Annotated in this window: 13 protein-coding genes and 1 tRNA gene; 10 read left to right on the top strand and 4 right to left on the bottom strand. The window is 64.2% G+C overall.

Translation table 11 applies throughout. From position 1 onward, the window contains the following. The first annotated feature begins 7 nt into the window (after positions 1 to 7). Positions 8 to 787 (top strand): imidazole glycerol phosphate synthase subunit HisF, encoded by a 780-nt coding sequence (hisF, locus tag ACG0Z6_RS12320; RefSeq protein WP_394461809.1) that lies wholly within the window; start codon positions 8 to 10, stop codon positions 785 to 787. Positions 788 to 802: 15 nt separating this feature from the next. Here hisF and ACG0Z6_RS12325 read toward each other — a convergent pair whose 3' ends face one another. Further along, positions 803 to 2350, bottom strand: coding sequence for a galactose oxidase early set domain-containing protein (locus tag ACG0Z6_RS12325; RefSeq protein WP_394461811.1), 1548 nt, complete (start codon positions 2348 to 2350; stop codon positions 803 to 805). A 372-nt stretch (positions 2351 to 2722) separates the two neighbouring features. On the opposite strand from ACG0Z6_RS12325, the gene rsmD reads away from it, so the two are divergent. The 3 genes from rsmD (at position 2723) to ACG0Z6_RS12340 (ending at position 4211) form a co-directional block, all read left to right on the top strand. Beyond that, positions 2723 to 3382, top strand: coding sequence for a 16S rRNA (guanine(966)-N(2))-methyltransferase RsmD (gene rsmD, locus ACG0Z6_RS12330; protein ID WP_394461813.1), 660 nt, complete (start codon positions 2723 to 2725; stop codon positions 3380 to 3382). Positions 3383 to 3443: 61 nt separating this feature from the next. Next, on the top strand, positions 3444 to 3953 hold the full coding sequence (coaD, locus tag ACG0Z6_RS12335) for a pantetheine-phosphate adenylyltransferase (protein WP_394461815.1): 510 nt from the start codon (positions 3444 to 3446) through the stop codon (positions 3951 to 3953). Between the two features lie 3 nt (positions 3954 to 3956). After that, positions 3957 to 4211, top strand: coding sequence for a YfhL family 4Fe-4S dicluster ferredoxin (locus ACG0Z6_RS12340; protein WP_394461817.1), 255 nt, complete (start codon positions 3957 to 3959; stop codon positions 4209 to 4211). Between the two features lie 150 nt (positions 4212 to 4361). Here the strand turns inward: ACG0Z6_RS12340 and ACG0Z6_RS12345 are convergent. Further along, positions 4362 to 4438 (bottom strand) — tRNA-Pro (locus tag ACG0Z6_RS12345). A gap of 15 nt (positions 4439 to 4453) precedes the next feature. Next, on the bottom strand, positions 4454 to 5383 hold the full coding sequence (locus ACG0Z6_RS12350) for a polyprenyl synthetase family protein (protein ID WP_394461960.1): 930 nt from the start codon (positions 5381 to 5383) through the stop codon (positions 4454 to 4456). Positions 5384 to 5720: 337 nt separating this feature from the next. Between ACG0Z6_RS12350 and rplU the strand changes: the two genes are divergently transcribed. The 6 genes from rplU (at position 5721) to ACG0Z6_RS12380 (ending at position 10879) form a co-directional block, all read left to right on the top strand. Continuing rightward, positions 5721 to 6032, top strand: coding sequence for a 50S ribosomal protein L21 (rplU, locus tag ACG0Z6_RS12355; RefSeq protein WP_394461819.1), 312 nt, complete (start codon positions 5721 to 5723; stop codon positions 6030 to 6032). 34 nt (positions 6033 to 6066) lie between these two features. Beyond that, a complete protein-coding gene (gene rpmA / locus ACG0Z6_RS12360; protein WP_394461821.1) occupies positions 6067 to 6324 on the top strand; it encodes a 50S ribosomal protein L27 in 258 nt (85 codons plus the stop codon). Positions 6325 to 6498: 174 nt separating this feature from the next. Continuing rightward, positions 6499 to 7686, top strand: a complete 1188-nt coding sequence (gene cgtA / locus ACG0Z6_RS12365; RefSeq protein WP_394461823.1) for an Obg family GTPase CgtA — start codon at positions 6499 to 6501, stop codon at positions 7684 to 7686. Next, the gene (proB, locus tag ACG0Z6_RS12370; RefSeq protein ID WP_394461825.1) at positions 7683 to 8807 is read left to right on the top strand and encodes a glutamate 5-kinase; all 1125 of its coding nucleotides are present in this window, start codon (positions 7683 to 7685) and stop codon (positions 8805 to 8807) included. Before cgtA ends, proB begins: the two co-directional genes overlap by 4 nt. Positions 8808 to 8915: 108 nt before the next feature. Continuing rightward, on the top strand, positions 8916 to 10271 hold the full coding sequence (locus ACG0Z6_RS12375; RefSeq protein WP_394461826.1) for an MFS transporter: 1356 nt from the start codon (positions 8916 to 8918) through the stop codon (positions 10269 to 10271). Then, positions 10268 to 10879: a GNAT family N-acetyltransferase gene (locus tag ACG0Z6_RS12380; RefSeq protein ID WP_394461827.1), complete on the top strand. Its 612-nt coding sequence runs from the start codon at positions 10268 to 10270 to the stop codon at positions 10877 to 10879. Before ACG0Z6_RS12375 ends, ACG0Z6_RS12380 begins: the two co-directional genes overlap by 4 nt. Here the strand turns inward: ACG0Z6_RS12380 and ugpQ are convergent. Beyond that, on the bottom strand, positions 10842 to 11606 hold the full coding sequence (gene ugpQ, locus ACG0Z6_RS12385) for a glycerophosphodiester phosphodiesterase (RefSeq protein WP_394461829.1): 765 nt from the start codon (positions 11604 to 11606) through the stop codon (positions 10842 to 10844). The two genes, ACG0Z6_RS12380 and ugpQ, sit on opposite strands and share 38 nt — an antisense overlap. Between the last annotated feature and the right edge of the window lie 193 nt (positions 11607 to 11799).

The following is an 11799-nucleotide window of genomic DNA, read 5'->3' on the forward strand; positions in this document are numbered from 1 at the left end:
GGCGCCCATGCTGGCCAAACGCATCATCCCTTGCCTGGACGTGACCAACGGCCGTGTGGTGAAGGGCGTCAATTTCGAGGGCCTGCGCGATGCGGGCGACCCCGTGGCCGTGGCTGCACGCTACAACGAGCAGGGTGCAGACGAAATCACCTTCTTGGACATCACCGCCACCAGCGATGGGCGTGACTTGCTGCTGCACGTCATCGAGGCCGTGGCCTCGCAGGTGTTCATCCCGCTGACCGTGGGCGGTGGTGTGCGCTCGGTGGCCGATGTGCGCCGCCTGCTCAACGCCGGGGCTGACAAGGTCAGCTTCAACTCTGCCGCCGTGGCCGAGCCTGAATTGATTCGCGCTGCCAGCGACAAATACGGTGCGCAGTGCATTGTGGTGGCCATTGATGCCAAACGCCGCCAGGGGCAGGACGAGCAGCAGCGCGGCGTGGGCTGGGATGTCTACACCCACGGCGGGCGGCGCAACACCGGGTTGGATGCCCTGGACTGGGCGCGGCGCATGGCCGAGTTGGGCGCGGGCGAAATCCTGCTCACCAGCATGGACCGCGACGGCACACGCAGTGGCTTTGACTTGGCGTTGACCCGTGCCGTGGCGGATGCCGTGCCTGTGCCCGTGGTGGCCTCAGGCGGCGTGGGTGGGCTGCAGGATTTGGCTGATGGCATCACCCTGGGTGGTGCCGACGCGGTGCTGGCCGCCAGCATTTTTCACTTCGGCCAGCACACGGTGGGGCAAGCCAAGGCGCTCATGGCGGCGCAGGGCATCTGCGTGCGCCAGTGAGCGCAGTCACTCAACTCAGCCGATCTTGACGATCTTGGCTATGGACGGTGTGCCGCGCGAATCCAGCGCAAACACCATGTAGTGGCCCGCGGGCGTGTCGATGGCCGATTGCGGCAGGTTGGCTGTGAGCACATTGCCGCGGCGCGAAAAGCTCAGCTTCACATAGCGCTGACCGAAGTTGCGCTGGTGGGTGGCGCTGCCGATGCGCACCATGCTCAGGCTTGTGATGCGCTCTTGCGCCTTGCCGCTGGCGGGGGTGACGGTCACCACCAACGGTGCCCGTGGTGCCAAAGAGCTGCGCGTGACGGAGTTGATGATGGGTCGCGCCCGCACGCTGCCATCGTTGTTGTAGAGGTAGGGCGGGTAGAAGATTTCGCCCGTGTAGTTGGGCATGTTTTTGGGCCGGTTGCTGCCCATCTTCGCCACCGAGCCATCGGGCAAGAGCAGCGCCGTGGAGTGGTAGCTGCGAATGCCTGCGGCCGACGCCATGAGCTTCCAGCCCTTGCCGCTGGTCCAGCGCTCAGCCGCGTAAACGACTTTGTTGAGTGCGAACAAATCGTCCGGGTCTGTTGAGCTGTTGCCGCCTGTGGCCAAGGCGGTGCCATCGGGCAGCACAGTCAGTTCGTGATAGACCCGCGGAATATTCATGGTGCCCGCGTCTTCGACGCTGATACCGCTGTTGCTGACTGTGACGAGCTTGGCCAGGTTGTTGGCGCCATCGGCCTGGCGTGCGCCGGCCACCAGCAGCTGCTTGTTGCCCACTTGAACAGCTGGGCCCAGGGGCACTTTGCCGCGTTGGCTGGTGGAGACTTCCTGCACGCGGCCGGTGCCAGTGACGGTCAGTTTGTAAACACGCTGGTCGTTGCCCAGCATGATGGCGTCGTTGTTGCTGGTGGCAAACATGCGCGGGTAGCTCCAGCCCTTGTTGGCCATGTCAATGCCAGTGAGCAGTCGGGACGACCCGTCTGCAGGGTTGACCACCTCGGGTGCCGCCACGGCCACGCCCTGGTCGTCGGTGCCACCGGCCACCAGGATGGAGCCGTCGGGCATGTCCAGGGTACTGGGGTACCAGCGCGGTTTGTGTAGCGACGTGCCATAGCGGTCGATGCGTCCGCTGCCCTCGCTGTAGCGCGCCAGCAGGTTGGCTCCACCGTATTTGCCGCCTGTGCGGTTGTTGTCCCAGTTGCCCGTGCCACCCACGATGAAGAGCGAGCCATCGCTGAGCCCGATATTGCCTGCACAGAAGCTGCTCACATTCAGCGCCTTGCCAAAGTGCTGGAAAGTGCTACCGGGATTGAGGGAGACAAAGCTCAGCGACTGTTTGTCAGGAGCTGCATCCACCCCTTCGAGCTCGGTGCCGAAAAGCATCAGCGAGCCGCCGGGCATGAGGCTGGCGTGAATCGCTACCACGCCGGTGTCAAAGGGGGCTGACCATTTGCCGATGGCGGCAGCAGAGGCGTCAGCCGGTGGCACCGCGCCCAAAGCCGGCATGGCCACCGGTGCACTGGTGCTGCGTGGCCTGGGTGTGGTGCCCGGTGTGGAGCGCCCCGGGGCGTCTTCCACTTCGTTGTCCCGGTCCGGCCTTGCGGGCGGGGGGTCAAGTACCCGTGACGCTTTCGCTGTTTGAGCCTCTTCCTCAGAGGCGTTTGCCATAGTCGGTTCGTTCCAGCCGCCACCGCAACCGGCCAACAGCGCCAATACTGCAAGCGCCAAGCTGTGATGAATGGCTGTCTGTCGGAGGAACGGCAGGAGGCCAGGGGGCGCTGTCATGCGTGACATTGGTGTTGGGCTGACGTCTTGTGGGGTTGAATCGAGTCTAGGGACGAGTGCTCCACCAGACAGCCCCGTGCTCGCGGGGCGGGGGGGTGCTCGATGTGTGCAGCACTTCGCGCTCTTTGGGACTGCTCCGTTTGGCGGCGGGGCGGCCAAAGCTTGATGCGAAGCAAGCCGCGGCTGTGCTCCAATGCCATTCCCGTGAAAACAAGCATCCCTCCTAAAAAAACACCCCGCGCGGAAGCGCAGGCCCTTGCCCGCAATGCGCCGCGCGAGGTGCGCATCATTGGCGGGCAGTGGAAGCGCTCCAAACTGCCCGTGGCCGACAGGCCAGGGCTGCGCCCCACGCCTGACCGAGTGCGCGAAACGCTGTTCAACTGGCTGGGCCAGGACCTCAGCGGCTGGCGCGTGCTGGACGCTTTTGCCGGCAGCGGGGCGCTGGGTTTTGAGGCCGCCTCACGTGGTGCGTCCGAGGTGCTGCTGCTGGAGCGCGACCCACAACTGGCCGTCAGCCTGCGCCAAAGCCAGCGGCGGCTGCAGGGTAGCGCCGCGCCCACGCTGCGCGTGGAGTGCGTTGATGCCTTGAAGTGGATGGGCCGTACCGCTCCCGAGAGTTTTGACCTCGTGCTGCTAGACCCACCTTTTGCGGCCGATTTGTTTGAGGCTGCGCTGCGCGCCGCGGCACCGCTGCTGCGCCCTGATGGGCTGGTGTATGTGGAGTCACCAGCCCCTGTGGCTTTGGACGCCGCGCTGGGATTGAGCCCATGGCGAGAAGGGCGTGCCGGGGCGGTGCACCACGTGTTGCTGCGCCGCGCGGGATAATTCGGCGCATTGCTTTGCCGCCGCGGCTTGCGGCGCCCCGTCCAAGATCAGGAGACCGGCCTTGAGCCCCACGCGAGCCCCCACTGCTGTTTACCCCGGCACTTTTGACCCCATCACCTTGGGGCATGAGGACTTGGTGCGGCGTGCCAGCCAGCTGTTTTCGCGCCTTGTCATCGGCGTGGCGGCGGGCCACCACAAGCGCACCATGTTCACGCTGGAGGAACGCCTGGCCATGGCCCGCGAGGTGGCACAGGCCTACCCTGGCGTGGAGGTCATGGCCTTTGACGGCTTGTTGCGCGACTTTGCCGTGGAGCAGGGCGCCAAGGTGGTGGTGCGGGGCCTGCGAGCCGTCTCCGACTTTGAGTACGAGTTCCAGCTCGCGGGCATGAACCGCCAGCTCATGCCTGATGTGGAGACAGTGTTCTTGACCCCGTCGGACCAGTACCAGTTCGTCTCTTCCACCTTTGTGCGCGAAATCGCCACGCTCGGTGGCGAGGTGCACAAATTCGTTTCACCTGCCGTGCTGCAGCGCTTGCACCAGCGCGTGGCACAAACGCGCCAGGGGGGCTGAGCCATGGCACTGATGATCACCGACGAGTGCATCAACTGCGACGTCTGCGAGCCCGAGTGCCCCAACGAGGCCATCTCCATGGGGCCTGAGTACTACGTCATCGAGCCCCAGCGCTGTACCGAATGCGTGGGCCACTTTGATGAGCCGCAGTGCGTGCAGCTCTGCCCCGTGGCTTGCATCCCGGTCAACCCCGAGCATGTAGAGAGCCGCGAAACCCTGATGCAAAAGTACCTGCGGCTGACCCAACTCACCGAATGAGGGGCTGCGCGGCCGCGGCCCTAGGGTTGCGCGCGCAGTGCTAGCGAGGCTTGGTCTTCCTGTGCTGCTAGGCGTTGTTGGAACGTGTGAGCAGAGCCAAAGCAAAAAGCCCAAGTGCTTGAAACACTTGGGCTTTTTTGCGTGGATTCCTGGTCGGGGTGAGAGGATTCGAACCTCCGGCCTCTACGTCCCGAACGTAGCGCTCTACCAGGCTAAGCTACACCCCGAAATTCTCTTGTCGCTCAAGAGGATCTTGAGATCGACTGAATCGCGAATTCTAGCAGAGTTTCGCGCCACTTACTCTCGGGCAGGTGGCTCAAGGCTTGGGTGGCGAGTTCGATTTCTTTGCGGGCGGTGTCGCGTGTGATTTCGAGTGCCCCGGTGCGGCGCACGATGGCGATCACCTCGGCCAGCTTGTCCAGCTCGCCGTGCTCGATGGCGTGGCGAATCAGGGTGCGCTCTTCCTCAGTGCCGCGCTCCATGGCTGCCAGCAGTGGCAGCGTGGGTTTGCCTTCGCGCAGATCGTCGCCGACGTTTTTACCGAGGGCCGTGCTGTCGCCTTCGTAATCCAGCACGTCGTCGATGAGCTGGAAGGCTGTGCCAATGGCGCGGCCGTAGGTGGCGGCAGCTTCTTCTTGCTCGGGGGCGGCGTTGGCCAGTACAGCGCCCAGGCGCGCGCTGGCTTCAAAGAGCTTGGCGGTTTTGAAGCGAATGACTTGCAGGTAGTCGCTGACCAGCAGGTCGGGGTCGTGCATGTTTAGCAGCTGCAAGACCTCGCCCTCGGCGATGACGTTGGTGGCTTCGGCCAGGATTTCCAGCACCCGCATGCGGTCGACCGAGACCATCATTTGGAAGGCGCGGGAGTACAGAAAGTCCCCCACCAGCACGCTGGCTGCATTGCCAAAAAGTGCGTTGGCGGTTTGTTTGCCGCGGCGCAGGGCGGACTCGTCCACCACGTCGTCGTGCAGCAGTGTGGCGGTGTGAATGAACTCCACCACGGCGGCCAGTTCGCGGCTGTGGGGGTGGTCGTGGCCCAGGGCGTTGGCGAACATCAACACCAGCTTGGGGCGCATGCGCTTGCCACCGGCGTGGACGATGTAGGCGGAAATCTGGTTGATCAGCGCGACATGGGAGCTCAGGCGTTGAGCGATGACGGCATCGACTTCACGCATCTGCTGATTCAGGATCTCAAGAACCTCGGTAAAGGCTGGCGAGGCGATGGCGGCTTGCACGCTGAACTCTCTCTCTAAGGGATCGATGATTATAGAAAGCCCGAGTGGCTGTGCTTGCATGCTGTGCGCGGAACAATTTCGCGAACCCTTGGGTCCGCCGCATTTGCCGGGGTGAGTGTGAGGACTTGAGCCTTTGGTTGGGGTTTGCTATGATGTCGGGCTCTTTGCTTGTTTGCCTGAGGAAGGTGGACGAGCAGAGCTGGGTGCGCGCCGGGGAAGGGTGGCTTTGTGCTGCTTCTTGCTTGCGGCGCGCTGAATTTTGAGTGAAAGGGCTGATATGTACGCGGTCATAAAAACCGGCGGTAAGCAATACAAAGTTGCTGCTGGCGAAAAGATCAAGGTAGAACAGATTGCTGCGGAAGTTGGCCAAGAGATCGTGATCGACCAAGTTCTCGCCGTGGGTAACGGCGCAGAGCTGAAGGTGGGCACTCCCTTGGTTGCTGGCGCTACGGTCAAGGCCACTGTTGTGGCACAAGGCAAGCACGACAAAGTGCGCATCTTCAAGCTGCGTCGCCGCAAGCACTACAAGAAGAGCCAGGGCCATCGTCAGACTTACACCGAGCTGGAAATCAGCGCGGTCAACGGCTGATCGGCAACCTACCGCAACCATTTAGGAGCAATCCATGGCACAGAAAAAAGGCGGCGGCTCGACGCGTAACGGCCGCGATTCCAAGCCCAAGATGTTGGGTGTGAAGGTGTTCGGTGGCCAAACCATCTCGGCTGGCTCCATCATCGTGCGTCAGCGCGGCACCAAGTTCCACGCAGGCACCAATGTCGGCATGGGCAAGGATCACACCCTGTTCGCGCTGGTCGACGGCACGGTTTCCTTCACCGTCAAGGGTGAACTGAACCGCTCTACCGTCGTCGTCACGCCGGTCTGAGGCGTACCCCCTCTGGCTGTGGCCGAGGGGCGCTGAGGCGCGCTCGGTCATGACCTATAGCCCCGGCTGTGTCCGGGGCTTTGTCGTTTTTTGCGCCAGCCTTCTGTGTATGCAAGGGCCTGGCATATATTCCTCCCCGCTGCGCCTGCGCCTTGGGGCAGGAGAAGGTTTGCCATGAAGTTCGTTGACGAAGCCACCATCGATATCGCCGCCGGCAATGGCGGAGCCGGCTGCGCCAGTTTCCGTCGCGAGAAGTTCATTCCCTTCGGTGGACCCGACGGGGGCGATGGTGGGCGCGGCGGCAGCGTCTATGCCGTGGCGGATCGCAACCTCAACACGCTCATCGACTACCGCTATGCACGCCGTCATGAGGCGCGCAATGGCGAGGCGGGTCGGGGTTCCGATCAATTCGGCGCCGCGGCGGACGACATCGTGCTGCGCATGCCGGTGGGCACCATCGTGCGTGACATCGAAACCGAAGAGATCATTGCCGAGCTGCTTGAGCCCGGTGAGAAGGTTCTGCTGGCCAAGGGCGGCGATGGCGGCTTTGGCAACCTGCACTTCAAGAGCAGCACCAACCGTGCACCGCGCCAGAAAACCCCGGGCTGGCCGGGCGAGGCCAAAAAGGTCAAGCTGGAGTTGCGCGTGCTGGCCGATGTGGGCCTGCTGGGGCAGCCCAATGCAGGCAAATCGACGCTGATTGCGGCGGTGTCCAACGCGCGTCCCAAGATTGCCGACTACCCCTTCACCACGCTCTACCCCAATCTGGGCGTGGTGCGTGTGGCGCCTGAGAAGAGCTTTGTGATTGCCGACATCCCCGGTCTGATCGAGGGTGCGGCAGAGGGTGCCGGTTTGGGCCACCAGTTTCTGCGCCATTTGCAGCGCACGCGTCTGTTGCTGCACGTCGTCGACCTGGCGCCTTTCGACCCGGGTGTGGACCCGGTGGCTGAAGCCAAGGCCATTGTCAAAGAGCTCAAAAAGTACGACCAAGAGTTGCATGACAAGCCGCGTTGGCTGGTGCTCAACAAGCTCGACATGGTACAGGCCGAGGAGCGCGGCGCGCGCGTGAAGGACTTCGTCAAGCGCTACAAGTGGAAGGGCCCGGTGTTTGAAATCTCGGCCCTGACCCGCGAGGGCTGCGAGCCGCTGATTCACGCCATCTACGAGCACGTGGCCGCGATGCGCAACCCCGTGGCGCCCGATCCTGATCCACGCTTTGATGCTGATGCACCGGCCGGCAGCGCCCCAGTGGCGGCGCCGGACGAGCCCGTGGACCCACGCTTCGCGCCCATCGCCGAAGCCCCAGCTACCCCTGCCGCCAAACCGCGGCGCACTGCGAAGAAGTCCAGCACCTCCTCATGAGTCTTGCCCAGCCCCTGCTCAAAGCCCGCCGCATCGTTGTCAAAGTCGGCTCCAGCCTGGTGACCAACGAGGGGCGCGGCGTTGATGCAGCGGCCATTGGCAACTGGTGCCGCCAGTTGGCCGAGCTGGCAGAGCAGGGCAGGGAAGTGGTGATGGTGTCTTCCGGCGCCATTGCCGAGGGCATGAAGCGCCTGGGTTGGGCCAGCCGCCCGCAAGAGCTGCATGAACTGCAAGCCGCCGCCGCCGTAGGGCAGATGGGCCTGGCGCAGATGTACGAAACGCAGCTGCGCGCCTGGGGCATGACCTCGGCTCAGGTGCTTTTGACGCACGCGGACCTTGCGGATCGGGAGCGCTACCTCAACGCGCGCTCCACCTTGTTGACCCTCTTGAGTCACCGCGTGCTGCCGGTGATCAACGAGAACGACACCGTGGTCAACGACGAAATCAAGTTCGGCGACAACGACACCTTGGGCGCCTTGGTGGCCAACCTCGTTGAAGCCGATGCGCTGGTGATTTTGACGGACCAAAAAGGGCTTTACAGCGCCGACCCACGCAAGCACCCCGACGCGCAATTTGTGCACGAGGCTGTGGCGGGCGACCCTGCGCTGGAGCTGATGGCCGGCGGTGCGGGCTCCAGCATTGGGCGCGGCGGCATGATCACCAAAATCCTTGCGGCCAAGCGTGCTGCGGGCAGCGGCGCTTCGACCGTCATTGCCTGGGGGCGTGAGCCCGATGTGCTGTTGCGATTGGCGCGCGGCGAGACCATAGGCACAGCCCTGCTGGCCAGCACTGCCAAACTGGCTGCACGCAAGCAGTGGATGATGGATCACCTGCAGCTGCACGGCGCAGTCAGCGTGGACGCGGGCGCGGCAGAGAAACTCAGCCGCGAGGGCAAGAGCCTGCTGCCCATTGGGGTGACCGATGTGCAAGGCGAGTTCCACCGCGGCGACGTGATTGCGGTGCTCAATGCGCAAGGGCGGGAGCTGGCACGAGGCCTGAGCAACTACTCCAGCGCCGAAGCGCGCCTCATTGCACGCAAGCCCTCCGCCGACATCGCGCGCGCGTTGGGCTATGCGGCCGAAGCGGAACTCATCCATCGAGACAACATGGTGCTGCGCTGAGCCAGCTGAGTTAGAGGGGCGGCCAGGCCTTGGCCTGGTCGATCGGGGAGTATTCGGATCTTGAACATCAAGCCAAAGTTCAGACCACCTGGTCTCTGGAGCCGTTGTTTGAATTGGTGCCTGGACAGACTGGGCCTGCCGCCCGGTGACTTGCTGCGCGACCGCGTGTACCGGCATCTCTGGGCTTCCATTCTGACCAGCACCTTGGGTGCGCAAGTCACCCTCATTGCCTTGCCCTTGACTGCGGCGGTGCTGCTGCACGCCACGCCCACGCAAATGGGCTTGCTCACGGCCATGGAAGTGGCGCCCTTTGCCTTGCTTTCGCTGCCCGGCGGCGTGTGGCTGGACCGCGTGCGCAAGCTGCCTGTCTATGTGGCGGGCGAGGCCATGCTGGCCGTAGCCGTGGCCAGTGTGCCGCTGGCCTATTGGGCGGGCTGGCTGGGCATGCCCTGGCTGTACTTTGTGGCCTTCGTTTTGGGCTCCGTGCACACCGTGGCCGGAACCGCCGCGCAGATCGTGTTGACCCAGGTGGTCTCGCGCGAGCGCTTGGTGGAGGCGCATGCGAAGAACGCGCTGGCCTCTTCCAGCGCCGAGGTGGCCGGGCCGGGTTTGGCAGGCGTGCTCATCAAGCTCTTGGGCGCGCCGGTGGCCTTGGCGGTGGACGCATTCTTGCTATTGATGTCGACACTGATTCTGCGCGGTGTGCATGTGCAAGAACAGCTGCGCGCGCCCTCGGGTGTGGGGTTTTGGGCCGATCTGAAAGCGGGGCTGGCCTTTGTGCGCGGGCACCAGTTGTTGGTGGTGTTGTCGCTCACGCTGGGCGCCTGGCAGGGCTTTCACCATTGCGCGCAGGTGGTGCAGATTTTGATGGCCACGCGGGTGTTGGGGCTGTCCGGCCAGGAAGTGGGGCTGAGTTATGTGGCCCTGGGAGTGGGCACCGTAGCGGCTAGCGTGGTGGGGCATCGCGTCAGTGCGCGCCTCGGGCCGGGGCCTTGCTTGATGCTGGGCTTGGTCATCTGCGGCCTGGGTTGGAGCTTGCTGGCCATGGCGCCCGTCTCCAGCTGGGGTGTCTGGTTTTTTGTGGCCATGTTGTTTTGCTTTGGCCTGGGCGCGGTGTTCATCTTCATCAACTTCCTGGCCTTGCGTCAGGCCGTCACGCCTGCCCCCATGCTGGGGCGCATGACCAGCACCGTGCGTTGGCTCACCGTGCTGCCCGCCGGGCCTGGAGCCTTGCTGGGCGGCTGGCTGGGTGAGCACCTGAGCTTGCGCGCATCGCTGTGGCTGGCAGGCGCTGGGGCTTTGTTGACAGCCGCTGTGGCCTGGTGGCTGTCGTCCTTGCGCGAGGTGCGTGAGCTGCCCGTCATGCAGGCGGAAGAGCCCGCGCTGGGCGCCGAGGCCACCGTGGCCTTTGCTCAAGAGACCCCGCCGCGAGATGCAGACAAAACCGATGGAGCCCGACCATGACGACTTGCTTTTCGGCCACTTTGGTTGAAGTGCCGACAGAGCTGCGCGGTGCACGTTTTGTGCTGCGCGCACCGCAGCCGGGTGATGGTGCCGCGCTGCATGCGGCGGTGCTGGAAACCTTGCAGGAGCTGCAGCAGTGGATGCCCTGGGCGCATGCGCCCATGAGTGTTGAGCACAACGAAGCCGAGGTGCGGCGCATGAGTGCTGAGTTCACGCTGCGCCAGGACCTGCCGTATCTGATCTGGGCTCAGGGCGAGGGCGGGCACCGCAGTGCTTTGCTGGGTAGTGTGGCCTTGCGCCGCATGGATTGGGCCTTGCGCAAGTTTGAGTTGGGTTACTGGCTGCGCCGCTCTTCGCAAGGGCAGGGCCTGGCCAGTGAGGCTGTGCGCCTACTCGCAGGCATGGCGTTTTCACAGCTGCAGGCCCGCCGCGTGGAAATCCGCATGGATGAGCGCAATGTGGGCAGCCGCGCCGTGGCCGAGCGCTGTGGTTTTGAGTTCGAGGGCTTGCTGCGCAGGGATCATCTGGGGGTTGATCAGCAGCCCCGGGACACGCGTGTTTACGCCTTGCTCAGCGCACCTGGAGCGTGGGCTCAGGCGTCGGCGTGAAGCGGTCCAGCGCATCGGTGATGATGCCGTCCACCCCCAGTGCCAGCAGCGAGGCTGCGGCCTCGGGGTCATTGCAGGTGTAGACCAAAACGCGGCGCTGCTGCGCATGCACCTGGGCCACCAACTCGGCATCCACCAAGGGGTAGTGGGCAATCAGGGCGGCGCAATGCAGCGCTTGCAAGGCCTGCTGCCAACCGCCCTCCAGGGTGTCGACCAGCAAGGCACGCGGCACCAGGGGCGCGCTGCTCAAGGCACCTTCGAGTGCCGCCACCTCAAAAGAACTCAGCAGCACGGGCGCGGCAGCGTTTTGCCACAGCCCCTGCACCGCGCGCGCCACCGTGGCGCCTGTGGCGTGGGCCTGGCCGGGCAAGGGCTTGAGCTCCAGATTCAAGGCCAAGTCTTTGGCGCGGCAAAAGCGCGAGACCGCTTCCAGGCTGGCTGGCGGTTCGCCCGCGTAATCGGGGCTGTGCCAAGCGCCAGCGTCCAGCCGCGAAAGCGCAGACCAAGTCCAGCCCGCAGCGCTGCCCTGGGCGCAGGTGCAGCGATCCAGTGTGGCGTCATGCAGCAAATAAGGCACGCCGTCAGCGCTGAGTTTGACGTCGCACTCAAATGCCCGATAGCCAAGACCTGCCCCCTCTCGAAAAGCCGCCAGGGTGTTTTCTGGCGCGAGCTTGCCCGCACCCCGGTGAGCAATCCAAAACGGCAGGGGCCAGGCTGAGCGGTGCATGTGTACTCCCAAAAATGGCAGGCTTGAGCTTAGCGGCTTGCCCGTGCCCGTGGTCTGGCAGAGTTTCACGGTCGGTACGGGAAGGCCCGAAATGGGGTGGGGGCGATCGAAAATTTGTTGCACTGCGGTAGCATGGCCTGGCGCGTGTTGTGTTGTTGGTCATACCCCCGCCCCGCATCGCCACGCAGCTGAG

The sequence above is a fragment of the Roseateles rivi genome, assembly GCF_043555845.1.
In the GTDB taxonomy this organism is placed as follows: Bacteria; Pseudomonadota; Gammaproteobacteria; order Burkholderiales; family Burkholderiaceae_C; genus Roseateles; species Roseateles rivi.